This window comes from Paenibacillus sp. 203 (assembly GCF_037027525.1).
GTDB lineage: Bacteria > Bacillota > Bacilli > Paenibacillales > Paenibacillaceae > Paenibacillus > Paenibacillus polymyxa_B.
In genome coordinates this window covers 434,596-459,448 of record NZ_JAXCHD010000005.1, presented here as the reverse complement: position 1 = coordinate 459,448, position 24,853 = coordinate 434,596, and the positions used below count along the sequence as shown (strand labels likewise).

General features: G+C 47.3%; 23 protein-coding genes and 1 other annotated feature. Of the genes, 3 read left to right on the top strand and 20 right to left on the bottom strand.

Going from position 1 to position 24,853, the window contains the following annotated elements; translation table 11 throughout:
• Positions 1-189: 189 nt before the first annotated feature.
• On the bottom strand, positions 190-1,191 hold the full coding sequence (gene gpr, locus WA407_RS14505; RefSeq protein WP_039272306.1) for a GPR endopeptidase: 1,002 nt from the start codon (positions 1,189-1,191) through the stop codon (positions 190-192).
• Positions 1,192-1,389: 198 nt separating this feature from the next.
• On the opposite strand from gpr, the gene rpsT reads away from it, so the two are divergent.
• Positions 1,390-1,662, top strand: coding sequence for a 30S ribosomal protein S20 (gene rpsT / locus WA407_RS14500; protein WP_013311181.1), 273 nt, complete (start codon positions 1,390-1,392; stop codon positions 1,660-1,662).
• Positions 1,663-1,804: 142 nt separating this feature from the next.
• Here rpsT and holA read toward each other — a convergent pair whose 3' ends face one another.
• The 7 genes from holA to WA407_RS14465 all read right to left on the bottom strand — a co-directional run bounded on the left by holA (position 1,805) and on the right by WA407_RS14465 (position 10,486).
• Entirely contained in the window at positions 1,805-2,836 is a 1,032-nt protein-coding gene (gene holA, locus WA407_RS14495; protein ID WP_029515366.1) for a DNA polymerase III subunit delta, read from the bottom strand.
• A 213-nt stretch (positions 2,837-3,049) separates the two neighbouring features.
• The gene (locus WA407_RS14490; RefSeq protein ID WP_336077638.1) at positions 3,050-4,507 is read right to left on the bottom strand and encodes an anti-sigma factor family protein; all 1,458 of its coding nucleotides are present in this window, start codon (positions 4,505-4,507) and stop codon (positions 3,050-3,052) included.
• A complete protein-coding gene (locus tag WA407_RS14485; RefSeq protein ID WP_013311184.1) occupies positions 4,504-5,052 on the bottom strand; it encodes an RNA polymerase sigma factor in 549 nt (182 codons plus the stop codon). The genes WA407_RS14490 and WA407_RS14485 overlap by 4 nt, the downstream gene beginning before the upstream one ends.
• A gap of 228 nt (positions 5,053-5,280) precedes the next feature.
• Positions 5,281-6,270 carry an iron-hydroxamate ABC transporter substrate-binding protein gene (locus tag WA407_RS14480; RefSeq protein ID WP_336077637.1) on the bottom strand — a complete coding sequence of 330 codons (990 nt, stop codon included), beginning with the start codon at positions 6,268-6,270 and terminating at the stop codon, positions 5,281-5,283.
• Between the two features lie 125 nt (positions 6,271-6,395).
• Complete coding sequence (locus tag WA407_RS14475) at positions 6,396-8,975, bottom strand: ComEC/Rec2 family competence protein (protein WP_442952035.1); 2,580 nt, start codon at positions 8,973-8,975, stop codon at positions 6,396-6,398.
• A gap of 256 nt (positions 8,976-9,231) precedes the next feature.
• Entirely contained in the window at positions 9,232-9,750 is a 519-nt protein-coding gene (locus tag WA407_RS14470; RefSeq protein ID WP_336077636.1) for a deoxycytidylate deaminase, read from the bottom strand.
• Positions 9,751-9,838: 88 nt separating this feature from the next.
• Complete coding sequence (locus WA407_RS14465) at positions 9,839-10,486, bottom strand: ComEA family DNA-binding protein (RefSeq protein ID WP_336077635.1); 648 nt, start codon at positions 10,484-10,486, stop codon at positions 9,839-9,841.
• 295 nt (positions 10,487-10,781) lie between these two features.
• Between WA407_RS14465 and comER the strand changes: the two genes are divergently transcribed.
• Positions 10,782-11,627 (top strand): late competence protein ComER, encoded by an 846-nt coding sequence (gene comER / locus WA407_RS14460; protein WP_028540440.1) that lies wholly within the window; start codon positions 10,782-10,784, stop codon positions 11,625-11,627.
• Here comER and leuS read toward each other — a convergent pair.
• Positions 11,608-14,046 (bottom strand): leucine--tRNA ligase, encoded by a 2,439-nt coding sequence (leuS, locus tag WA407_RS14455; RefSeq protein WP_039272311.1) that lies wholly within the window; start codon positions 14,044-14,046, stop codon positions 11,608-11,610. The genes comER and leuS overlap by 20 nt on opposite strands.
• A gap of 61 nt (positions 14,047-14,107) precedes the next feature.
• Positions 14,108-14,364, bottom strand: a binding site (T-box leader).
• Between the two features lie 184 nt (positions 14,365-14,548).
• Here leuS and WA407_RS14450 point away from each other — a divergent pair.
• Entirely contained in the window at positions 14,549-14,938 is a 390-nt protein-coding gene (locus WA407_RS14450) for a tautomerase family protein (RefSeq protein ID WP_039272313.1), read from the top strand.
• A gap of 72 nt (positions 14,939-15,010) precedes the next feature.
• On the opposite strand, the gene WA407_RS14445 is transcribed toward WA407_RS14450, so the two are convergent.
• The 11 genes from WA407_RS14445 to WA407_RS14395 form a co-directional block, all read right to left on the bottom strand.
• Positions 15,011-15,784: a class I SAM-dependent DNA methyltransferase gene (locus WA407_RS14445; RefSeq protein WP_235309303.1), complete on the bottom strand. Its 774-nt coding sequence runs from the start codon at positions 15,782-15,784 to the stop codon at positions 15,011-15,013.
• A gap of 2 nt (positions 15,785-15,786) precedes the next feature.
• Positions 15,787-16,695, bottom strand: a complete 909-nt coding sequence (locus tag WA407_RS14440) for a CvfB family protein (RefSeq protein WP_235309301.1) — start codon at positions 16,693-16,695, stop codon at positions 15,787-15,789.
• Complete coding sequence (gene rsfS, locus WA407_RS14435) at positions 16,692-17,039, bottom strand: ribosome silencing factor (RefSeq protein ID WP_025723405.1); 348 nt, start codon at positions 17,037-17,039, stop codon at positions 16,692-16,694. Before rsfS ends, WA407_RS14440 begins: the two co-directional genes overlap by 4 nt.
• Positions 17,036-17,632, bottom strand: a complete 597-nt coding sequence (yqeK, locus tag WA407_RS14430; RefSeq protein WP_039272316.1) for a bis(5'-nucleosyl)-tetraphosphatase (symmetrical) YqeK — start codon at positions 17,630-17,632, stop codon at positions 17,036-17,038. Before yqeK ends, rsfS begins: the two co-directional genes overlap by 4 nt.
• Positions 17,616-18,206, bottom strand: coding sequence for a nicotinate-nucleotide adenylyltransferase (gene nadD, locus WA407_RS14425; protein ID WP_336077634.1), 591 nt, complete (start codon positions 18,204-18,206; stop codon positions 17,616-17,618). Before nadD ends, yqeK begins: the two co-directional genes overlap by 17 nt.
• Before the next feature lie 17 nt (positions 18,207-18,223).
• Positions 18,224-18,520 carry a ribosome assembly RNA-binding protein YhbY gene (gene yhbY, locus WA407_RS14420; RefSeq protein WP_013311197.1) on the bottom strand — a complete coding sequence of 99 codons (297 nt, stop codon included), beginning with the start codon at positions 18,518-18,520 and terminating at the stop codon, positions 18,224-18,226.
• A 68-nt stretch (positions 18,521-18,588) separates the two neighbouring features.
• Positions 18,589-19,458 (bottom strand): shikimate dehydrogenase, encoded by an 870-nt coding sequence (aroE, locus tag WA407_RS14415; protein ID WP_322160757.1) that lies wholly within the window; start codon positions 19,456-19,458, stop codon positions 18,589-18,591.
• Positions 19,459-19,563: 105 nt separating this feature from the next.
• A complete protein-coding gene (gene yqeH / locus WA407_RS14410) occupies positions 19,564-20,691 on the bottom strand; it encodes a ribosome biogenesis GTPase YqeH (RefSeq protein WP_039272319.1) in 1,128 nt (375 codons plus the stop codon).
• Positions 20,684-21,214, bottom strand: coding sequence for a YqeG family HAD IIIA-type phosphatase (locus tag WA407_RS14405; RefSeq protein WP_013311200.1), 531 nt, complete (start codon positions 21,212-21,214; stop codon positions 20,684-20,686). The genes yqeH and WA407_RS14405 overlap by 8 nt, the downstream gene beginning before the upstream one ends.
• A 145-nt stretch (positions 21,215-21,359) precedes the next feature.
• Positions 21,360-23,606, bottom strand: a complete 2,247-nt coding sequence (locus WA407_RS14400) for a transglutaminase TgpA family protein (protein ID WP_336077633.1) — start codon at positions 23,604-23,606, stop codon at positions 21,360-21,362.
• Positions 23,603-24,850: a DUF58 domain-containing protein gene (locus WA407_RS14395; protein WP_254330629.1), complete on the bottom strand. Its 1,248-nt coding sequence runs from the start codon at positions 24,848-24,850 to the stop codon at positions 23,603-23,605. The genes WA407_RS14400 and WA407_RS14395 overlap by 4 nt, the downstream gene beginning before the upstream one ends.
• Between the last annotated feature and the right edge of the window lie 3 nt (positions 24,851-24,853).

Sequence of the window (24,853 nt, the reverse complement as noted above, 5' to 3'; positions counted from 1 at the left end):
GCTTTATTTAGGAACATAGGGTTCCTATCTGCTACGGAAATCTCTTATACTTCAACTCTATGAACGGAGAACAATTGCTAGAACACAAAAAATCTCTACTACAGGTATATCACCTCCCTTTTTGAAAGAGATTAGATTCCTGTTAAATAGAGACTTTTGTGTATGAAATACGATTTTACCAACCCTTGATTAATGCGTATAGGCGGCGACATTGCCAGGATCAACAGCTTCGTGCAGAGCAGCGTTCAATCCAGTAGCAATAATGTTCGCGATATCTTCAATAAATTCATCGATCTCTTTAGGAGTCACAATCAGATCATGCCCCAGCGGTTGTAGGACCTCTCTCACAAGCCCAAGTCTCTCAGGTTCTGAAATATCGTCCAACATCCCCAGGATTGCTTTTGTAGAAGCCTTTTCTTTGGTAAAATGTGTTTTCATCAGTTCAATTACGTTATTGACAATGGTCGAAGCGTAGCATACCGTTGGTACGCCGATAGCGATACACGGAACGCCCATAATATCCTTGGTGATACCGCGCCGCTTGTTGCCAATACCTGAACCCGGATGTATCCCGATATCGGCCACCTGAATGGTCGTGTTGACGCGCTCCAGTGAACGTGACGCCAGAGCGTCAATGGCAATAATCAGTTCTGGCTTTGTGCGATCCACGATGCCTTGAACAATTTCACTGGACTCGATCCCCGTAATACCCAGGACGCCCGGTGCAATTGCGCTTACATCTCGATAGCCCGGGTTGATTTGATCAGGTGTCAGTTCAAAAAATTGACGAGTCACCATTAAATTTTCAACGACAAGCGGACCCAGCGAATCGGGAGTGACGTTCCAGTTGCCCAGACCTACCACCAGTACCTTTGCCGTATTAGAGATTCCTATTTTTTGTATAAAATGCTCCATTTCTTTTGCAAATGCAATAGCGACACGTTGCTGGAGCCCCGTGTCGCCTTCACGCAGGCCGGGTACTTCTAGTGTGACGTAATGTCCTTGTACCCGCCCAATACGGTTGGCTCCTTCTTCATTCAGTACATCCAGCCGTGTGATTTTGATTCCGTTATCTTCCTCCACATTCTCACTTATGCCTGCCAGAGGTACAGGCTGATCCCGTTCGGCCAGTTCTCTTGCCTCTAATGCCAAATCCGTGCGTACCGCATACTTCTGCAAATCCAGATCCATCTTTTAAGCCTCCTTGGATACCATCTTTGACTATAGTGTGCGAGACACCCAACAGGTTTATGCACATCCATTTTCATCCTGTAATTCGCATCGCCTCAGAATGTTTTCTTATTGCAATTTGAGGTGTGGCATGCTAAAATATTTTAAGTTGTGAAACGTTTGTGTTCATAAGTAATGCCTTTACAGGAGGTGAATGTAATGCCAAACATCAAATCCGCTATCAAACGCGTTAAAACTAGCGACAAACGCCGTGCGTTGAACGCTTCCCAAAAATCTGCGCTTCGTACAGCAGTAAAAGCTGCCGATACAGCGTTGGTAGGTAACGAAGCTGAAACTGCTGCTGCTGCTTTCAAAGTAGCTTCCCAAAAGCTGGACAAGGCTGTAACTAAAGGTCTGATCCACAAAAATGCAGCTGCTCGCAAGAAATCCCGCTTGGCGAAAAAACTTAACGCTCTTACAGCTCAAGCGTAAGCAAGAGCTACTTTCATACGTTAATGAAAAAAACCTGACCAGCCTTGGCTGATCAGGTTTTTTTAGTTTATAACTTTTATTAATTTATAGAGTCAGCTTTTCACGATACATTAGCTGACTCTATAACAGCACATGGAGGGAATTAGATTGAAGCCCCCGCACCCATTTTCATTAAAAATAATTCCAGTCCCAGTACCTTATCAACGACACCTGTTTTCATATGATAATCCAGCTCGCCCAATTCGTAGAGAAGCTGACGCAGCTGCTCAGGGCGAAACCTCCGCGCTTGGTCTCCTGCAACTTTCACCCCATAAGGATGCAAACTAAGCTGACTCGCAATTTGTTGCTGGGAATAGCTTTGACCTGCCAGCTCTTTGACCTGCAACATAATACGGAACTGGCGCGTGATCAAAGCGGCAATCTTGATCGGTTCCTCTTTTTGCTTAAGCAACTCATAGAAAATACTGAGTGCCTTATCCAGCCGCAAATTAGCCAGATCCTCAACCATCGCAAATACGTTTTGCTCTGTGTTACGAGGCACCAGGGATTCTATATCAGCAGATGAGATGGTTCCTTGTGCTCCTGCGTACAAGCAGAGCTTATCTATCTCGGCAGCCAAGGATTGCAGCCCGGTACCTGTGAATTGAATGAGGCTTTCAGCAGCTCCTGCAGCCAATTGCACTTCTCTTTCTCCTGCACGCTTATGAATCCAAGCCACAAGATCATCTCCACCCATTGGAGCAAAAGCAATAACCGAAGCATCACTTTTCAGTTTTTTGACAATCTTTTTCCGTTCATCCAACTTTTCAGCCTGAACCGTAAAAACGATGACGCTATAGTCAGTCGGGTTATCCATATAAGTCAACAGCGTCTCAAGCCGGTGCTCTATCTTACCGCTATCTTTGCCTGCTGCAAATACACTGGTATCCCGTACAATAATCAGCTTCTTTGGTACCAGAAAAGGCGCTGTTTCCGCCTCCTCCACGACCACCTCAATGGGCGTTTCGGTTAAATCATAAGGAATGATGGCGAAGTCACGGTGCTCCTCTTCCACCACTTTCTCTTTAAGCATCTCAACAAACTGCTTCATTTGATATTTTTCACTGCCGTATAGCAAATACACTGGCGAAATGTCGCCTTTGCGAATAGCCTTAGAGGCTGTTTTTACATCCATTTTCCGTTCCCCCCACCCACTGATCGTACCCGACATCCGAACGGAAGGCAAGTCATGATACAAACGAAGGGACCCTGCCTATAGGCAGGATCCCTTCACCACCATCTATATCAACACGGCAGCAGAAAGCTCTAGAAACTTTCGGCCGTCGGGATACGACGTCGGTTCATATAGTTTATTCTCTGTTTTTAAAAGTGTGTCAACTTACGGAAACTATTTTCCAGTGCTGCGCGGGACGGTGTACGTATATTTACTTGCTGTCCCATCCTGCTCCGTCTCATACATAAAGGTCTGGCTGTCTTCTGACCAGCTTCCTTTGACCCAGGCACCTTTTAAAGTACGGACTTCCAGGGTTGTTCGGTCTACACCGTTATCGGAAAGCTTATACACTTTCAGCTTTTTGCCCTCAATAGCCACCGCATAGCTACCATCAGGCGAGTTGAGCTGATCTGTAGATGCGGATTGAGCACTATAGCTGGAAGCATTATCGTTGTCTGGAGAGACCAGTGAATTAGATACAAAGCCTTCTTTACGAACCGGGTCTTGTGACACGGATGATTGCTGATCATTAGAAGCTGCATTGCTGCTATCCGTTCCCAAGGCATTCCCCGAATCCTTAGTGATGCTTTTGGAAGTCGTGTCTTTCGACGTTTCGTTTGACGCAATCCGCTCCTGCACCTTCAATTCCTGACTAAGCGACGAAGATGAATCATTCGTACTCGTGCTATCGTTATTACCGTCCTGAGCCGTACCCGTACCCGCTAGGGGCGCTTTTTCCATTTTCGGTTCTAACTGTTCATCAGGAGCAATCGTGGGTTGATCAGATTTTTCCTGACTTAACTGTTTGTCCTCAGATTTAGAAGCATCTGCAGCAGACGGATTTTCCTTTGCCACCTGACGATCCGTACGTAGCTGTCCCTGCCCTTCCTCCTGAAGAGAAGAATGTTCAGCTGGTGTAGACTTCGTCGAATCTTCCTCCCCAGCTCGCTGATCGTCACGTTTCCCAGCATCCCGTTTGGAAGAGTTCTTTTCATCGTCTGCATTGGTTGCACCTTTGCTCAGGTCAGGATCTTTATCCGCAGGTAGCTGAGATGCATTCGTTCCTTGCCCCTGCTCTGATGGCTGCTGTGTAGAATCCGAACCAATGGCTGCATCACGACCTCCACTGCCGTTTGCTGTATCTGTATTTTCCGCCTGATTTTGCGGATTCGTCACTTCGGGCGTCTGGGTTGTAAGTATGCCTTCCGCATCCTGCACTGTTTTAGGCTCGAAGTTAAATACTACAATCCCCAGTACAACAGCAGCGGCAGCCACGCCCATAGCAGCGCGCCCAGCCATTCGATTCCACCAAGGTGTAGGCTGGGTACGCTGTCTAGGCACTGGTCCAGGCTCTACAGCCACAGGCTGCATTTCCTGAAGCGCACTTCCCTGCTCTTCACGTGCGCGGTCAATGGCATCAAGCTGAGGCATGATGGAATCCACCAGGCTGAACGCCGGGGAAACCGCAGGCAATTCCTCCAGCTCGCGAGAGAGTGTCTGAAGAATAAGAAATTTTTCCGCACAGTACGGGCAAGTCGCAATATGGTTCATTAATTGGGACGTTTCTTCTTCGCCCAGCTCATGATCCACATAACGCTGCATCCAATCCATCACCTCTTCCCCACACTTCATCCTGATACACCACCTTTCTGATATTCCTGAAGTAGCCCTTGCAATTGCTGTCTTGCACGATATAAGTATGACTTGACCGTATTTAGCGGCAAATCCAGAGAATCTGCAATCTCGTTATAGGAGAAATCCTGCAAATATCTTAAGACAATTACCGTCCGGTGGTGCTCCGGAAGCTGTTGTATAGCCTCACGAACATCCTGTGCCATGTAAGAGGTCAACACCTCGACCTCCACATTTTGGGGATCGTTGAATATCATGTCGTGCTCGTCAATGGAAACCGAGGGTTTCGTTCTTCTGAATTTGTCGATGCATATATTCGTTACAATACGTTGGACCCAGGTTTTAAACTGCGCTTTTTCCTCATAAGAGTTAATTTTCGAATAGATCCGTATGAGGGCTTCTTGTGAAGCATCCATGGCGTCCTGCTCATTGTTTAGAATGTAATATGCCGTACGGTACACATGCTGTTCTATCTCTCTTAATAGGGTAATGAGAGCGTCGCGATCGCCCGATTGAGCGGCTCGAATGAGTCCCTGCTCTACCACAAAGGATCCCCCTCTCCCTGCAATATTACAGACGTATCCATTTTGCAAATTGTTGCAGGATAGACGTCTGACACTAATTTTATTTTTTTAACAAAAAAAATTATACCAAAAAGCCCAGAATCCCCAGCATATCCTCCCTTAGAATAACAGAAAAAGGGAAGGTAGTCACCTTCCCCTAGCTCCTACATACATCTAAATGCTAGCCTATCGAGCTGCAAGATCATATTGTTACTTCTTGGAAACCAAAAAATCAGATATGCGTTCTAATTGATAAGTCAGAGCAATCGGATCTTGAAAATAAAAATCGTCGATTGAGTATTGATATACTTTACCTGATTTAACGGCAGAAAGGTTCTTCCACACACTTTTAGATAAAATATCTTTTCCTTGGTCTGCTCCGTCGCCTCTAATACCCAACATTAAAAAATCGGCATCGCCCAGCATCTTCGGTAAAGCCTCTATTGATATGCTGGCCCACCCCTTCTCGAACGCTGCCTTTTCTACCTTCTCAGGAGCATGAAGTCCCAGCTCATCATAAAGTATGGCTCCTCCACGTCCATAAGATTTTCCATATAGATATAATTCTTTTCCTGTAATCTCAAAAATAGCGATTTTTTTACCCGAATCAATGACGTCAGACAAAGCCTGTTTCTTCTCAGTAATCTTGGTTGCAAAATCAGCCAGGCAATTCTTCGCTTCCTGCTCCTTGTTTAACACTTTGCCCAGCTCCATCAGACGATCCTTATATTGATATTTACCATATGGAATAAACACAGTAGGCGCTATTTTTTTCAGATTTTCATATGCTTTCTCATCATAGGTAATGATCAGATCCGGCTTTAGGGTGATCACCTTTTCAAGGGACAACGCGGAGCTGTCACCGATATTTTCAACACCATTCAAGTATTTTTTATAATATGGAGCATTAAATACGGTATCTGGAGCCCCTACAGGTGTAATACCAAGTGCTAGCACATCACCTACATAATCACCGACTGCCACTACGACACGCTGGGGATGCTCAGGAAGGGTAATTGTACCTTTATCACTTTCATATGTACGTGTGGCAGCCTCATCTCCAATTGATGTGGTCTTGGAAGCAGTCGATTGACCGCTTTCTGTTACAGTCCCACCCCCACTTGTAGCGCATGCACTCAATACCAGCATTAATGAAATGATAAACAAACAAGCTGAGGCTCTAAATTTAAAATAACTCACAATATTCCTCCCGTTAATAATGATTCTCATTTTCATCACTCATATGATTCTACCAAAGCTTACTGCTACTGTCCATGCAGATTGGATTCAAAGCAAACAGCCCACTCCTGAGAGTGAGCACCCTTTTAGTATGTTGTTGTATTATCATCTGTTTTGTACCGTTTACGTTGATACCGCACACTCAGTTTACCTTGCTGCGCTCGAATCTGTATCTCTCCCATCGTATCTGTTCGATATATAGCAGAATCAACTGCCGATAAACGTTCCAATACCGCTTCATTCGGATGTCCGTAAGTATTGGTCGCACCAACCGAAATAACGGATACTTTCGGTCGCCAGAAGGATAACCACTCTTCCGAGGTGGAATACTTGCTACCGTGATGTGCTATTTTCATGACATCTACAGCTTTCCCGACAGCCCCCGTTGCTCCCTTATCTTTCACACTTGATGAAAAACGAGTTAATTCAGAGAGCAACGACGACTCTGCTGCATCATCCATATCTCCTGTGAACAAAAAAGAGGCTCCCTCCATCTCCAATATCATGGCAACAGAGTAATGATTTTGCTCCTTCATAACAGGCAACTGCTCAGATTCGTTCTCCGGTGGCGTAAACGGATAGAGAAAGCGGATTTTCGTAGCCTGGTCTGGCTCCCATTCCATACTATGATGTGCACCGTACAGCTTAATCTGCTTGTCTAAAGCCGTGTTCAACAGCTTACGGAATGGGGCTTTATCTGTCAGGGTACCATTAAAAAACAAGGTAGATACGGGAATCTGGTCAAGCACAGCCTGTAGTCCTCCTGCATGATCATGATCTCCGTGTGTTAAAATGACAGCGTCCAGGCGATGCACACCTCGTTGCTTTAGCAAGGGTACAATCGTATCTTCACCTACCTCGTAGGGATCTGCGCGTTTGCGCCAAGCATTTTTCCCTGTAGCAAAGTCCATTGTACCCCCGCCATCTACCAAAATATGTTTCCCGCCCGGCGTAGTAATTAAAATGCTGTCACCTTGGCCCACATCCAGAAATTGAACAGTTCCCGTATTTCCTCCACTAGGAGATTGGTAACCTGTATACAATATCCCAAGCCAGGCGATAACACTTAGAGCCAGTGCCAAATGACGATAACCATTCCACTGTCGACGCGCAAATTTCCCTGCTCCCTCAGGTTCATGAGCTATATTCAAAACAGCAGCCCATTCGGCAGAAGCCGCTAATCCCGTATACACGGGTGATGATATGGGAGTGGAATTTAAAACAGAATTATCGTCTGTTTGCCTGCGAGATGCCAGCCACGTTTTGAGCCAGTACAGAACACTATACAGAGCCGCGTAATACGCCATGACCCACAGGATGGAGGAAGACGGCCAAATACTCACATAAGCATCATCCACATTCAGCCATTTCACTAGTAAGAAGGTCAAATCGTTCAATTGCTCTGCCGGCCATGCAAGAATACGAGCCCCATCCTCCCACAAAAAGGCAATCCCCATCGCCACCGTACCTAATGGAAGCACGATATATGTAATAAGGGGCACAAGCACAAAATTGGCCGCAAATGATAACAGCGAAAATTGATTAAAGTAGAATACAGTCATTGGAAACGAAACAAGCTGTGCCGTAATTGTAATCGCAACCTCACCGCCGACTAGGAGAGGGCATTTGGCGAAAAACGGCTTCATAAGCGGCATATAAATGAGCAACCCACCTGTCACCAAAAAGGAAAGCTGAAAGCTGACGCTAAGTAGATAATATGGATTCCAAATCAGCATGAGCAACGCGGATATACTTAGAATATTAAGTCCGTCTTTGAGCATACCTCGTCGGGCTGCAAACAAGCCGATCATCGCCATAATTCCCGCCCTCACAACAGAGGGAGAAGCACCTGTCAGCAGGACATAAGCCGGAATGAGTATCAACACGACTGTAAGAGATGTCTCGCGGCTAACTCTTAGTAGCTTGAGTAAATATAATAGTGTAGCTGCATATACCGCCACATGCATGCCCGATATTGCTAAAATATGCGTTAAACCAAGCTTCGTAAACTCGTTATACGTTGCTGGGTCCAACTCATCTGTTACCCCAAGCACCAGTCCTTTCATATATCCTGCGTGATGAAGTGATGTAAATGCCGATTCCATTCTCTGCCCTAGTTGCTCCCTTAGCTGATCATTCCATCTGAACAAAGTGTAGCGGTTCCACAGTGAAGCCTCCTGTTTCTGTAACGAGGCTACCCCATCGCCTTTGAAAAGCCAGTGGATTTCCTGTGTGTGCAGGTATTCACTGTAATCAAAGCCTCCAAAGTTCCCCGCTTTTGTAGGAGCCTTTAAGGTGCCACGCACTAGGATTGCATCTCCACGTTGCCATGCTGCCGCAAGTTGCTGTTCCTGCTTGGCAGCCAACTTGATATGAACAATGACCTGTTCAGAAATTGGTGTACGATTCTCGTCCTTTTTCGAATGACTTCCGTAGTGATTGATTGAGGTGACTCTCATCTCAAACTGTGTTCGATCACCATCTACCTGTACTTTAGAAGCGATAAGCCCTGCTACTTGAACAGGCATGTCTTCCACCATAGAAGACGATACATGAAGAGCATCGGGAATACTGCTAACATTATGCGTATCATGCCAAAACCAATGAAATCCACCACCACTGAATGCAAGCCAAAGTAATACCATATGCCGGATGGGGATTTTCATCCATAAAGCTATAAGCGGAAAGATCAGGGTAACCCCCGCCCAGAGTAACAAAAGCATATGTCCAGAATACAGACATGCTCCCGCACTTCCTGTAATCCAACAAACAGTAAGGGTCAATATAGGTCTAGTTAACACAAGCTTAGCTTGAATACAATCACCTTCCGGTAGCAAACATTGCTTTCTGTCCAAAAAACACAAAACAAAAAGAACCTCTGACAAAATAGCATTCGTCAGAGGTTCTTCCTCGTTTACTTTTTTAATTCATTACATCCATCAGTGTTTCTTTTGGTGGATGATAGGTTTTCAGCATACGAAAGGCGATTCCCTTTTCCTCCATCATAGCACGAACCTTGTCGGCATCTTTGGGATAAGGTCGGTGGTATACAATCTCCACAATACCGCTGTTCGCCAACATATTGGCACACGTCCAGCATGGCTGGTCGGTGACATATACTGAAGAGCCTTCACGATCAATTCGGTCAGTAAACAGCAGCAGGTTCTGCTCCGCATGAATAGTGCGAATACAACGCTGCTTCTTAACCATTTCCTCACGCCCATCACGGTGAACGACCCCATACTCTTCTGAGATCATGCAGCCTGCCTCAGAACAGTCAGGTACCCCGGATGGTGCTCCATTATAGGCCGTCCCCAAGAGCTTTTTACCTTGTACAAGTACGGCTCCAACATGACGCCGCGCACAGCGCGAACGGGTGGATACCATATAAGCGATATCCATGAAATAGGTGTCCCAGTCCTTGCGTACATCTGCACTCATTTCCATCTCTCCCGTATAAACAAGTTAAAACGTAAACCATATCCGCTACCGCCGTTCTCAGGACCTGTACATTATAATCTTATATAAGTTACAAACTGACATACGGCTTCATTTTAGCCAACATTTTAGCTCCGATTCCCTTTACATGATCCAAATCGTTCACACGTTTGAACGCCCCGTGCTGATTACGGTAGTTCAGTATAGCCTCGGCTTTTTTAGCCCCAACCCCTGGTAATTCCATTAACTCAGCAGCAGTCGCCGTGTTGATGTTTATCTTTTTTTCGCCGGAATCGGGTGTAGTAACCGAATCACTTACCCTATTGGTGCTACTCGTCGTTGCACCACTCGAACTGACAATACCTGTGTCTGAGCTCGGATTCGCAACACCTGACTGCTTTACGGCACTTGAATTTCCCGCAATAGAGTTTTCGCTCACAGCAGCAGATACACCAGTAGAAATCTGCACAGTATCACGTTTCACATTGTCAGCGGCTTCAGCATTCCTACTGCGCTCAGCTTTGTCTGAAGGTTCTTTTACACCAGGCTTTTTCTGGGCGTAGTCACTGCTGCGCTGCGACTCATTTGGCTCTGTCTCCATCGCCATAGCCTGCTCCACCTTATGGTTAAGTAAAGTCCACTCTTCTTGCGGCTCAGAGCGCTGTCCTCCGGCAAATAAAATAAGTCCACTCCCGATTACAGCAAGCGTTATCGCTGTTCCTGTCCATACACGTTTCATTTCCGTATCGTCCCCTACTCCACATGGATTTCGGGAAATTGAGCCGACTGAAAACACCGTCTCAATCAAACAGAGCAAGTCTGTCCAATTCCCGTTAAACCGGAGGGTGCAAACAACCTCCATACAGTCTCGCTGTGAGCATTTTCACAAAAAAGTGGTACGACCCCGGGGACGATCTAACATGCTCAGACATAAAATTCGTCATGTTGGCCAAGACCAGGCGCATACACTAAGAAGAATGACAGCTGACAGCACAGCGTCTATACCGCAAAGTATGAAAGGAGGACGTTGAACAATGAAAGTTGGATTTATCGGGACTGGCAGCATGGGAAGTCTGCTAATTGAGTCTTTTATTAATTCTAACGCACTCAAGCCGCAGCAAATATCAGCAAGCAATCGAACGCATTCCAAGGTAACCGAGCTAGCCCGTCGCTATCCAGGTTTGCATGCAGCCCAAAGCAACCGTGAAACGGCAGCGGAAAGCGATGTTCTGTTTATCTGTGTGAAGCCGCTGGAATCAAAAGCCGTAACGGATGAAATACGCAACGTCATTACAGAAGAGCAAATCGTCGTATCTATCACAAGCCCGGTGCAGATTCGTATTTTGGAACATGCACTGAAAGCCAAAGTGTCCAAAATTATTCCAAGTATCACCCACCAAGTGGGCAGCGGAGCCTCGCTGTGCATCCATGGAAGCCGGATTACAGAGGAGGATCGCACCCTTCTGGAAGAGCTTATGTCCCACATCAGCAGACCGATTCGGGTTAAAGAATCTTATACTCGGATCACGTCGGATTTTTCGAGTTGTGGTCCTGCTTTCTTGGCCTTTTTTATGGACCAGTGGATTCAAGCCGCAGTTCAAGCTACAGGTATAGACCGTACGGAGCTATGCGCCCTGGCCGGTGAAATGATCATCGGCACTGGAAAGCTGCTCACGGAAGGCGGGATGACACCAGCCGAGTTACAGGCCAGAGTGGCGGTTCCCGGCGGTATTACCGCCGAAGCTCTCGCATTGTTGGACATCAGCCTGCATAGCGTCTTTCCCGAGCTAATACAGGCCACGCACAACAAGTATGAAGAGGACATGCAAAAGGTAGATGTCTCCTTCGGCTTAAAGCCGATTAACCGGCAACAATATTAACCAGCTTACCTGGAACAGCAATTACCTTCCGGATCGTTTTGCCGGCCAGTGCCTGCTGAACATTGTCCAACGACACAGCGTATGCCTCCATCGCTTTAGCATCAAGGTCCTTAGCAATCGTTGCACGCTGTACGATTTTACCATTTACTTGCACAACAATTTCCACTTCGGCGTCCACTGTCCATGCTTCATCATAAGCAGGCCAAGCCGCGTAGGTAATGCTATCATTGTGCCCCAGCAGCTGCCACAATTCCTCAGCCAGATGGGGTGCAAGCGGCGACAGCATTTGCACGAAGTTTTCCATTGCTGCACGCGGCAAAAGGTCTGCTTTGTATGCATCGTTGGTGAAGATCATCAGCTGGCTGATCGCTGTATTAAAGCGCAGCGCATCCAGATCTTCGGTTACTTTTTTCAGCGTTTTATGCCAAGTACGATTGAACTCATCGCTACCGCCGTCATTTGTAATTTTATCATTCAGGCTACCATCCTCGGAAACAAACAGGCGCCATACGCGGGACAGAAAACGATGTGCTCCCTCTACCCCATTCTCATTCCATGGCTTGGTCGCTTCCAGCGGCCCCATAAACATCTCATAAATACGCAGCGTATCGGCGCCAAACGTATTGACAATATCATCAGGATTAATGACATTACCGCGTGATTTACTCATTTTTTCATTGTTGTTGCCCAAAATCATACCCTGGTTGACCAGCTTATAAAAAGGCTCTTTTGTTTCCACTACGCCGATATCATACAGTACCTTATGCCAGAAACGGGCATACAGCAAGTGAAGAACCGCATGTTCCGCTCCGCCAATATACAAATCAACAGGCATCCATTCACGTTGTTTCTCTTTGGATACAAGCTCTTTGTCATTTTTCGGATCAATAAAGCGCAGGTAATACCAGCAACTTCCTGCCCATTGCGGCATTGTATTCGTCTCGCGACGTGCTTTCATACCTGTCTCAGGATCAATGGTTTCCACCCAATCTGTTGCGTTCGCCAGCGGGGATTCACCTGTACCTGAAGGCTTAATATTGTCCATCTCCGGCAGTACGAGCGGAAGTTGGTCCTCAGGAACCGTTTTGATCGTTCCATCCTCCAGATGAATTACCGGAATCGGCTCGCCCCAATAGCGTTGACGGCTGAACAGCCAGTCACGCAGGCGGTAGGTGACTTTGCCGTGTCCTTTGCCCTCGGCTTCCAGCCATTCAATCATCTTCGGAATCGCTTCCTCGTTGGTAAGTCCATTCAGCGGGCCTGAATTGACGTGCGGTCCATCCTCAGTATATGGCTCATTAGCCACATCTCCACCTTGGACAACCTCAATAATATTCAATCCGAATTGCTTGGCAAATTCCCAGTCACGCGTATCGTGAGCAGGTACAGCCATAATCGCTCCAGTTCCGTAGCCTGCCAGTACATAGTCAGCAATCCAAATCGGCAGCTTTTCGCCGTTCACCGGGTTCACTGCATAAGCTCCTGTGAATACGCCTGTTTTATCCTTGGCCAGATCCGTACGCTCCAGATCGCTTTTACGAGCAGCTTGTTCACGGTACTGTTGTACAGCATCCTTTTGCTCAGGCGTAGTGATAATATCCACTAATTCCTGCTCTGGTGCCAGCACACAGTAGCTTGCGCCGAACAGTGTATCTGGGCGGGTTGTAAATACTGTGAGTTGCTCGTCATAGCCTTCAATTGGAAAACGAACCTCTGCCCCGGTAGACTTACCGATCCAGTTCCGCTGCATATCCTTAATACTCTCAGACCAATCCAGTTCCTCCAGATCATCCAGCAGACGATCCGCGTATTCCGTAATTTTCAGCATCCATTGACGCATTGGTTTACGGACGACCGGATGACCGCCACGCTCACTCTTGCCGTCAATAACTTCTTCATTCGCCAGCACTGTTCCCAGCGCTGGGCACCAGTTCACGGGTACTTCAGCTACATATGCAAGGCCGCGCTTGTACAGCTGGATGAAGATCCACTGTGTCCATTTGTAGTAATCAGGGTCCGTCGTGCTGATTTCACGATCCCAGTCGTAGGAGAAGCCGAGCGATTTGATTTGACGGCGGAAGTTATTTACGTTTTTCACCGTAATTTCGCGTGGGTGCTCCCCTGTATCCAGCGCATGCTGCTCGGCAGGCAGACCGAAGGCGTCCCAACCCATCGGATGCAATACGTTGTAGCCGCGCATTCTTTTATAACGTGAAACAATATCCGTAGCTGTGTAGCCCTCTGGGTGGCCTACATGCAGGCCGGCTCCAGATGGGTACGGAAACATATCCAAAGCATAAAACTTCGGTTTGCCCGGCTCTTCCCCGGTGCGGAACGTCTTGTTCTCATCCCAATATTTCTGCCATTTTGGTTCAATACTTTGCGGTTGATAGCCGTGCTTCGGCTGTGTGTCTGTCATTGTCTTTTCCTCCTCAAACGGTATGCAACAAAAAAACCTCTGCATCCCGTAGCGTGTCAGCGCTAGGGACGAGAGGTTTTATTCCCGTGGTACCACCCTAGTTAGCAGAAAGCGTTCTTCGCGTTCTACTCCCTTTGCACCTGATAACGGAGGTGATCCGATGCGGGTTAATAACAGGATACAAGCACCTGTAAAGGCGTTCCTGCGTTGGACGCATATCTCCGAGGCGAGTTCACTTTGCGCTGTCAACCGGCTTGCACCACCCGCCGGCTCTCTATATGTCCAGACAAAGCTACTATTCCTCATCAGCGATTGTTTAACCGTTAATAATGGCACTATTATATTGAAAACCGCGAAAAAAGTCAAATAAGGACTAGCTTTGGTGTTAAAGACCCTCTTCATACTAATTGTTCATGACACATGCATACGAATGTTTTATAATAACTTCGAATTAAATTGATGCAAATTGAGTTGAGTTGAGATAAGAAAGGTGAGCTGAGACATGGCACAGATTAAAATTTTTGGAATAAAAGAAACTCTAAATCCAATCAAAAAGCAACTATCAGAGGTGATTCATTCTGCTGTGGTGGATGCGTTCAAATATCCTCCAGACAAGAGGTTTCATCGTTTTTTTCCTATGGATCAGGAAGACTTTATATATGCCGATGGTCGCTCTGAGGCGTACACCATTATTGAAATCAGTATCTTTGAAGGCAGAACGACAGAAGCTAAGAAGCAACTCATCCAGCTGTTATTCCAACGAATTACGGACCATTTTGGCATTGCTCCACAGGATCTTGAGATTACTATATTTGAAACGCCCAAACAGAACTGGGGTATTCGGGGTGTACCGGGTGATGAGCTTCAGTTGAACTATAAAGTGAATATATGAGTGCAAAAAGACGCCCTTCATGTCATCATGAAAAGCGTCTTTCTTTTCCTAAATTTGCTCAATGAGTCTTCACTATTTTACAGCAACATAAAACAGTCTCGCCGCGTCATCTTCTGCTTCTACCCATTCAAAATCCGCATATACCTTCACATCACGAAAACCTGCTTTGGACAATTCTGCCTTCATCCAGTCTGGGTCATAGGCACGCTGTACATGTATTTCCTCGAAACGCTGGTATAGATCGCGTCCTTCATGTTCTGCTTTCGCAAAGATACTAAGATGATGCTCAATTTCACAACGAGGAGTGTCCAACGCACATGTCCAGATATATGAGATAGAGCGATCATCCAGTACGAATGGCTGCTCTTCATCATAACGTAAAAACGTCTGGGGATGATGTACATCGAACAAGAAGGTTCCGCCAGGCTTCAGTCCAGCATGAGTTCTACGAAAAGTAGAAATTATATCTTCTTCCTCCAACAAGTAATTCAGACAATCGCAAAAAGAAATTACAGAATCCACAGGCTCGGGTAAAATCCATTCTCTCATATCCTGCTGTATCCAGCGAACGCTTCCCTCACGAAACAATCGCTGTCCCTGGGGAGTGGTTTCCATTTTGCGACGGGCTACTGCCAGCATGTCAGAGGATAAGTCGATTCCAGACACTTCGAAGCCCGAGTTAACTAGGGGAATCGTAATCGAACCCGTTCCACAGCCCAGCTCAGCCACCGTATGCGGCATACCGTACTGATCCCAGGCCTGCCGTGCAAAGCATAACCAGTCTGGGTACGGCATGTCCTGCATCAGCTCATCATACACATAGGCAAACTTCCGGTAAGAAGCCATTTTTATTCCCCATTCCCGTCCTTCGGTTTCGGCATTTTCTCCACCAGGTAGGTCCAGTTTTCCTTTTGTGTAACCATTCCTTCCTTCATCAGCTTGCCCATCGCACGCTTGAAAGCGGATTTACTAATACCAAACCGTTGCTTGATAATATCCGGCGGCGTTGCGTCAGAGTAAGGCATGCCGCCACCCGGACGCTCCTTCAGAAAAGCAATCAACCGCTCCGCATCCTCATCACGGCCTACTTCCTTGCGTGGCGACATCGCCAGGTTGACCCGACCGTCTTCGCGAACAAGTGTGACCCGTACCTTAACCTCTTCGCCCAAGCGAAGCATCCGGTTGCGTTCCGAGGAGTGAATCATCCCAATCGCACCAAAACCAAGCACACCTCCGTCCACCAGAACGAACGTGCCCATTTGAAGCGGCTTGTACACAGTCGCCTGCACCCACGTATTCAGCCACGAATCAGGGGCGTGAAAGCACAACGGAGCAAGCTCCTGTTCCCCTGCCAGCTTAGCCCGCAGTCTGCCTTGCTTGTCATGCTCCATAATGGCATATACGTAGTCGCCCACCTGAGGATGTAAATCTCGGTTTTCTGGCAACTCACGAATCGGCAGCAAAAGCTGACGACCCAATCCCATCTCTAGGAAACAACCCAAACGCGGATGCACATCGGCCACCTCAAGCTTTGCCATTTCGCCCAACGACAAGAACGGCTTTTTCATGGTTGCGGCCAAGCGGTCCTCTGTATCGTGAAAAATAAATACCTCCAACCGTTCACCAACTTCAATTTCACGTGTCAGCTCCGTATAATGTAGCAGCACATCCTGCTCACCAACAGTGAGAAAGTAGCCGAAAGGAGATACCTCACGATCCACCATAATGGTGACATAAGTACCGGCGATCAAACTCATACTTTTTCCACAACCTTAGCATCCGACCAGAGTCGTTCAATGTTATAGTATTCGCGCTCGTCGCGATGGAAGACATGCACTACGACATCCCCCAAATCCATTAGAACCCAACGGGCGGAATCCATTCCTTCGATTCCTTTGATGGTCACACCTTCATCATGAGCGCGTTTGCGAATTTCTGTTGCAATCGCCTGTACCTGTGTATCCGAATTACCATGGCAGATGACAAAATAATCAGCTACTAGTGATATTCCCCGCAAATCCAGTGCGACAACATTCATTGCCTTTTTATCATTTGCAGCATCAACCGCTGTTTGCATTAATTGCTCATTAGTTAGGGTCATTCATGAACCTCCGTTTTTCTCTGTTTTAGTTGTTGAATCAAGTCATTACGCGACAAGACTGTTAGTGGAAAAATAACCTTTTTCTTTTCCAGCAACAATGAAATCGTGGAGTCGAATCCAGCGATAAGGCCCTGCTCCAAGCTTTTCTTTGCCTGTTTACGGATATGCTCAACCCCCGGAAAATCCCGTCCCGGTTCGATGTAATCAGCGAGACACACGACTTTATCCAGCAGGCTCATACCTACGCGTCCTGACGTATGCCAGCGAATCGCATTCCTTATTTCCGGATCATCCACTCCGTAATCTCTTGCTGCAACGCAGTATCCTACCTCTGAATGCCAGAGCTGCTTGTCATGTTCCAAAAGCTCCTGATCACATTCGGGATGACTGCGAATCACCTCTTCCATCTGCTGAACAGGCCAATATTTTGCTACATCATGCAAAATAGCCGCCAGTTCTGCCTTATCCGGATCTGCTCCATAGCGCTTCGCAAGCTCCACTGAGGTATGCATAACACCTAGTGTGTGCTTCCAGCGCTTTTCAGGCATTTGACCAGATACGGCTTCCATTAATTGCTCACGGCTGTACTTCATACAAACAGCCCCTTGTAATATAGTCATGCACACGATCAGGCACAAGATAACGGATAGTGCGCCCTTCCGCAGCACGCTCTCGAATATCCGTCGACGAAATATCCACCACCGGCATATCCGCCAGCAGTACCTTGTCCTGCAAATAATGCGGCAACTCATCCAACGCAAGCTGGAACCCTGGGCGCCGAACACCAATAAAACAAATTCGCTGCGCCAGCTCCTCAATTCCCTGCCAATGAGGCAAGTAGTTCACCATATCCGCACCAATAATAAAATAAAAATCCACAGCAGAGTGCAACTCCTGAAGCTCCTTGATCGTGTCAATGGTATAGGATACTCCCCCGCGAAGCACTTCAATATCCAGCACTTCAAAAGCAGGATGACCCGCCACCGCTTCACTCGTCATCTCCAGACGTTCCTTACCGCTCGCCCCCGCCTGATGCTTGTGCGGAGGGATATGAGAAGGCATAAACCATACTTGATCCAGCCCATAGGCATCTCTTGCCGCTTCTCCAGCCAGCAGATGTCCAATATGAATCGGGTCAAATGTACCACCCATAATACCGATTTTCATAATTTTCTCCCCGCGTGTTATCCTCTAGGCAACTCAATTTCCTTATGATCACGGGATTCTTTGTACAAAATAATAGTGCTCCCGATGATCTGAACAAGCTCAGAACCTGTCTCCGCGGCCAGTTCTTCCGCAATTTCATGCTTGTCGTCCAAACAGTTGTTCAAAATTTGCACTTTCATCAGCTCACGCTTTTCAATCGCATCGTTGATGTGACGCATAAGATGCTCATTCGTACCGTTTTTTCCTACTTGAAAAACCGGGTCCAAATGATGTGCCATTGAACGCAAATATCTTTTTTGTTTACCTGTTAACATGTATATTTAACCCCTTCGTCGCCACATATACAATGCAGCATTTCCATAATTTTAATGTACAATCTTACTTACGACAGGCTACTCAGCACAGCCGCTCTCATTTGCTCTACAGCAGGGACAACCCCTGTAAAATACTCAAAAGCCACAGCCCCCTGGTACACGAACATGCCCAAACCCCCATGTACAGTGCAGCCGCGCTGTTCACGGCTTTCCTGTAAAAGTCTCGTTTCCAGCGGGTTGTAGATCAAATCACTCACAATGATTCCCTCCGGAATCAAGCTCGTTTCCAGTGGAAGCTCATCCGCTAAAGGAGACATTCCCACCGAGGTTGTGTTAATCAACACATTCACTGTGGCGAGCACGCTCTTGGCATCTTCGTTGGAATAACCCCTCACTGGGATCGCTTCCGTCGTCCACTCTAATGCCAGTTGCTCAGCTTTGTCACGTGTTCGGTTCAAAATAATAACCGATTCCGGTTGCTCCTCCAACAGAGCATGAATCACGCCACGAGCAGCCCCTCCGGCTCCAAGAACAGCAATTCTTGCGCCCTTCAACTCGACAGAAGTCTCTTCTTTGAGGGAACGTACGTAGCCAATTCCGTCCGTGTTATAGCCCTTAAGACGTCCATTGTCATTCACTATCGTATTGACAGCGCCAATGAGTCTGGCCCCTTCATCAATCTCATCCAGATATTTCATAACCTCAACTTTATGGGGAATCGTCACATTGACTCCGCGGAAATGCAAAGCGCGAATCCCCTTCATGGCATCTTCCAGCTGATCCGGTTTGACATGAAGAGGTACAAAATCTCCTTCAATCCCCGCTGCCTGTAAAGCTATTTTATGCATGAGAGGCGATTTGGAGTGCTTGATCGGATCACCCAATACGCCCAATAGTACAAGACCTTGTTCGGTCGCTTCAGACTCCCCGCTGTTCATCGTTGCTCTCCCCCATATTGCAAAATATTAGGCCGTACAAATACATGAATGGCGGCAGGAACCAGTACCTGTTCCTTGCCGCCCTATAACATGGTTACAGCAACGTTATATCAACGCAGGCCGCAAAAGCACACGGACTCCTCGAGGAGCATGAACCGCAATCAGAGCTCCGTTCTCGCTATTTACCCTGATCCATCCCAAACCGGAAATGTAGATGTCCGATGGAGATTTGCGTGGAACGCGGAACTCATGTCTTGTCCATTCCGGCATCTCTGCCAATTGATCGCGTGTTGGCGGAGATAACAATTCCCCGGCATGATCAGCGAACAACTGATCAGCTCGCTCCAGCTTCGTGCGATGTATCTTAAGACCACCGTTAATGTAGCAGGTAAATGATTGGTGCTGACCCTCCACAAAATCAAATCGGGCCATACCGCCGAAAAACAATGTTTGTCCAGCATCAAGCTGATATGCAGCAGGCTTCAGCGGCTTGTCTGGCATAATAGCGCTCAAGTCCTGGCGGGAGACGATTTCACTGAATCGCCAAGGGTATACAATACCCGGAGTATCAATAATGTGCTTGCCGTCGTCGAGCGGAATATTCACCATATCGAGTGTAGTCCCCGGGTAACGGGACGTTGTGAGTTCCTGCTCCATATCGCTATAATCACGAATTAAGCGATTAATAAGCGTGGATTTACCCACATTTGTCGCTCCGACTACATATACATCGCGGTTACCACGGAGCTCAGATACCACATCCAACAGACGGTCAAAGCCCTGATTTTTTTTAGCTGAGCACAGTACGATTTCTTCCGTGCGAAGTCCTTGCTCCTTCGCTTGCTTTTGTACCCAGTTACGTACCTTGTTCCAATTCGTTACCTTAGGCAGCAAATCGGTCTTGTTCACAGCCAGTATAACTGGATTGGAGCCTACAAAGCGTTGCAAACCGGAAATCAAGCTACCTTCAAAATCAAAAATATCTACAATGTGGATGACGAGCGCATCCTTGTCGCCAATCTGGCTGAGCAGCTTCAAGAACTCATCTTGATCCACCGTCACTGAAGACGTCTCATTATAGTTTTTGATCCGGAAGCAACGCTGACAGATGACAGGTTCGCGAGTAAGCAATTTTTCAGGAATATATCCCGGAAGCTCCGGGCTAGTGGTCTGCACGGTGATACCGCAACCACTACATTTGACGGCAGTGCCGCCGTCAGGTCTTTCAGTCATTCTTCTTTTCCTCCTCAAGCCATAAGCCTTTCTTACGTAACCTTGTGAGCGCGATTCGCTCCAACCGCCGATTAAATCGGGTCATGACTCCTTCATCATGAATGGATATCGGTAGCACCAACACCGTATGCAATCCCAGTCGGTTGCCTCCCAATACGTCCGTCAACATTTGGTCCCCGACCATAATAGTCTCTTCCGGAGTCAGCCCCATCATACGGATGGCTCTACGAAAAGACGAGTTGGAGGGCTTCCGTGCGGCATGTATAAATTCAATGTCCAAAGGCGTAGCAAACACGGATACACGGTCCATATTGTTGTTAGACACGATGACAAGCTTAAAACCCGCCTGTTTGACCTTCTCAAACCAGGCCACCAGCTCGGGAGTCGCATTCGGCGCTTTTGCACCGACCAGCGTGTTATCTAGATCCGTAATAATGCCGCGATATCCTTGAGCATACAAGCCTTCAAGATCAATATCAAAGACGGTATTCACCCGTAATTTGGGCATCAGCATTTCAAACAACGTCGGTCACCTCAGTTTCATACGACAAACTATACCATATTACTATGGCTTAGTAAAAAGCTATCCGCAACAAACGGACAGCTTTTTCACTAAATATATAGCTAAAGATTAAAATAGCCGGCGTTTGGACCTAATCAAAAATAGACTAGTCTTGATCCTTCTGATCCGTCGCAGCTTTTCGTCCAGCCCATCGTTTTATCCATCCTTCTTTGTGTAACAGAGATGCCTGCTGGCGAACCATATGCCAATCTTTTGCGGTTACGGATGAGGGGCTATAGCGCGCTTGTTCAAACCGGCCAAGCAGCTGATGTAAAATTGAAGCGTGTTCCGGTACTTCTAGCGACCATCTATCAACTGATTCCCTCAGCGTCTCGTGACTGGCGCGGACAAATCCTCTTCTTCGCATGTACCTTAACCAGTGCTCAGTTTCGACGACCACCTTTTCATCCGGAGTCAGCGGCTTACCTCTGCGTAAACGCAGCAGGTAAAAGTGAATGTCTGCCCGATTACGCCAGACGATATAAGCAGCCCACAGCAGCAGAATTGCAACAGCAGAACCTATAATTACAGGATGAATCTTTGAACCTTCCTCCGGATTAGTCTGCGGGGTCTGCTCAGGCTGTTCTGGTTCAGGTTGATCTTTAACCTCAGGGGCTTCTGGAGTCTTTGAATCCTCCTGTTCCGTAAGCAGTGGCATATCAAAGCCAGGCGTAGCTTCTACAGGGACCCAACCGTATTCACCTAAATATACTTCCGCCCAGGAATGAGCATCCGCATTTGTCACGGAGTAAGAGGACATATTTTCGTCACTTTCGCCCGTTGTTGCATCATCTGAAAACGTCTGCTGACCAGGTGCATACCCTTTAACCCAGCGGGCTGGAACCCCAACAGAGCGAGCCATCATGACTAATGAGGTGGAATAATAATCGCAATAGCCCTCCCGAATCTCAAACAGAAAGGCATCCACAAAATCTCTGCTTCTTTTCCGTGAGAGGTCTGGATTGTTCGTATATGCATAATTTTGCTGCAAATACTGCTGTAGTAATCCGACTTTTTCATACGGCGTTTTCGCCGTTGACGTTACGTTCTGAGCCAAATCACGAACCCGCTGTGGCAACTCATCTGGAATTTGTAGATAGGCTTCCTGTTTATTTTTTCCGTACAACTCATTAAAAGTTTTTGTGCGTAGCTCTTTCTCAGGGATTACAGGGACATGCGATACCAGAGTATACGTTTTAGGATAAGCAGTTCTTCGGGAGGATGGATTCCAAAGCAGTTCCGCCTGTTCCGGATTCCAACGTAACCCGTCTGCCCGTGAATCTCTGTCCACCGATTGAACACGCTGCACCGAATAGGCGCCAAACAAAACAGGATAGCTCTGGTCGTTTTGCATCGTAATGGTCTGAACGACCTGCTCAGTCGAATGCCGCGTTTCTTGTGTGTTTTCAAGCTCTGCGGTCATCGGCACATCATTCAGTGTTTGATCATCGTTGCCCCCGTCACTCCAGCCTGTACCGGAATAGGTTCGTTTCGTTTCCCCCCGCCAATAGCTTCGCTGAGTGGTCGTGATGGTCATGACAGGAGAATAATCAAAATTAAAACCTCCACCCAACCGATTATCCTGGCGACTATAACCCGATGCGGTGTTCATCCGCTGATTCAGTGCCCCAGATCCATTGCTGATCCCAGCGGTGGTTGAGCTATCTCTCTGGGTCCACGCTGTATAGGGATCCGTCAAAGCTGGCTGTACCTCAGGCATATTAACACCAGCCATAATAATGAGCGCAAAAATGACCGCAATATTGGCTGCTATTTTATATGGATAGCGCCGAATATGCTTCCACCCTTGAGGATAATGCTGCCGAAAATACTGCAGATGCTGTGTCACCAGCCAACCCATACCAGCAAAGACGATCCAAGCAACCTCCTCCCACAGCACAGTTGGCGTGAAGGAATCAAGCACTGCCAGCGCGGCAATATTAATACCCACAAAAACAAGAATCCGCTGCTTCGTTGTAACGATGAGCGGCACCATTTCAATAACTAGCCAAGCGATAAGGGAAAACCAAATATAAGGAGACATATTGGATATAAATTGGTCCAGGCGATTGGCTACCCCTCCGAAGGGGATAATGATGGAGTAAGACACCAATGTCCGATACAAAATAAAAAACAGCGCCGCCGCCTTAACAATAAATTCAATCCAAGGACGAAATGGTAGTACAATCTTCACCAGAGCCAGCATCGTAATGGTTATCAGTACAAGTGCTCTTGTCTCTTCCAGCCATAATTCGGAAGCAAAAGAAACCCATTGCATGGCAATAATAATAATCCATAAAAATGTAAAAGCGGGGGCCCAGAAACCCTTTAACGATTGTAACCAGCTCTTCATAGTGTCCCTCCCCCCATTACAGCCGGGAGCTCCTCAAGGGTCTCAACATCGTAGCCCTTGATTCCTCTTGCACGAAGCATGCTCATCCATTCTTCAGCTTCTCCCTCAGCAGAACCTTCTCCGATATAGACGTGGCACGGAGTCATCCCCCGGGTATCAGCCCAGCGAAGAAGCTCCATCGCCTGATAATCCTTCAGCGGACTAATCAGTATAAAATAACAGCCTTGCGGAAACTGGCGTACACTGCTTTCTACAGCGGATTTCAAGCTACCTTGTGAAGTTGTGTGTATGTCTACCAAGTGATGCATCATTCGTTGTCGTTCCATTGTCTGCTCACTTGGCTGAAAGACGGTACCTTTCTCTCCAGCTGTGCACAATCCAACCCCCATTCGCTCCCGTCCACCATATTCCAGCAATGAAGCGGTAGAGGACACAGCTAGCTCAAACTGTTCGGCGTTTACATAATGCTTCATGTGTACGTCCAGCACAAGCATCGTTTTAGGAACGGTCTCATGCTCAAATTCCTTGGATTTCCAGCTACCTGTACGCGCCGTCGCATTCCAGTGGATGCGCGAAAACCGATCTCCATATACATAATCCCGTACACCGTTAATTTGTGTCGTTTCACGCCGCGTTCGAGTTTGAACGGTCTGCGGTCCAGACATCCTTGAGCGACGATCATTCATCTGCCAATACGGAATGAATACCGTTCGGGGCAGCACCCGAAATTCACCGCGTGCGTTCAAGCTGCCTTTGTGCTCCAACAGACCGAAGATGTCCTCACTCACACATTCTGTATCCTCAAAGTGATAGCTTCCTCGCTCTAAAGCAGGAGTCTGAAATGTAAGCTGACCGCCCCCTTTTAGACTGGGAATGACACTGTCCTCAAACGACCAGGATTCACCTGTATGTCGCTTGAGGACCTCACGGACAATGACATAGGGTAATGGAAGAAAACCAGGTATACTGAGGCTCAGCTTTACATGCACCTGATCTCCCGCATGCAGCATTTCTCCAAACTGCGAGCCTTGCGAAAGCTGCCGGGAGCCTTGCACACGGCGAACTCCGCTCAGACCAACGATCCATAAATAAACGATTAACAGCGTAACCATAGACAACAGCATGACCGACGTCTTGCCGCCCTGAAACAACAAATATAGCAGGCATACCACCCATATGACCACCAGAAGCCAGATGCGGCCTGACAGCCGTGGAAGCCTGCGCTTCCTTTTGACCATATTCATTCC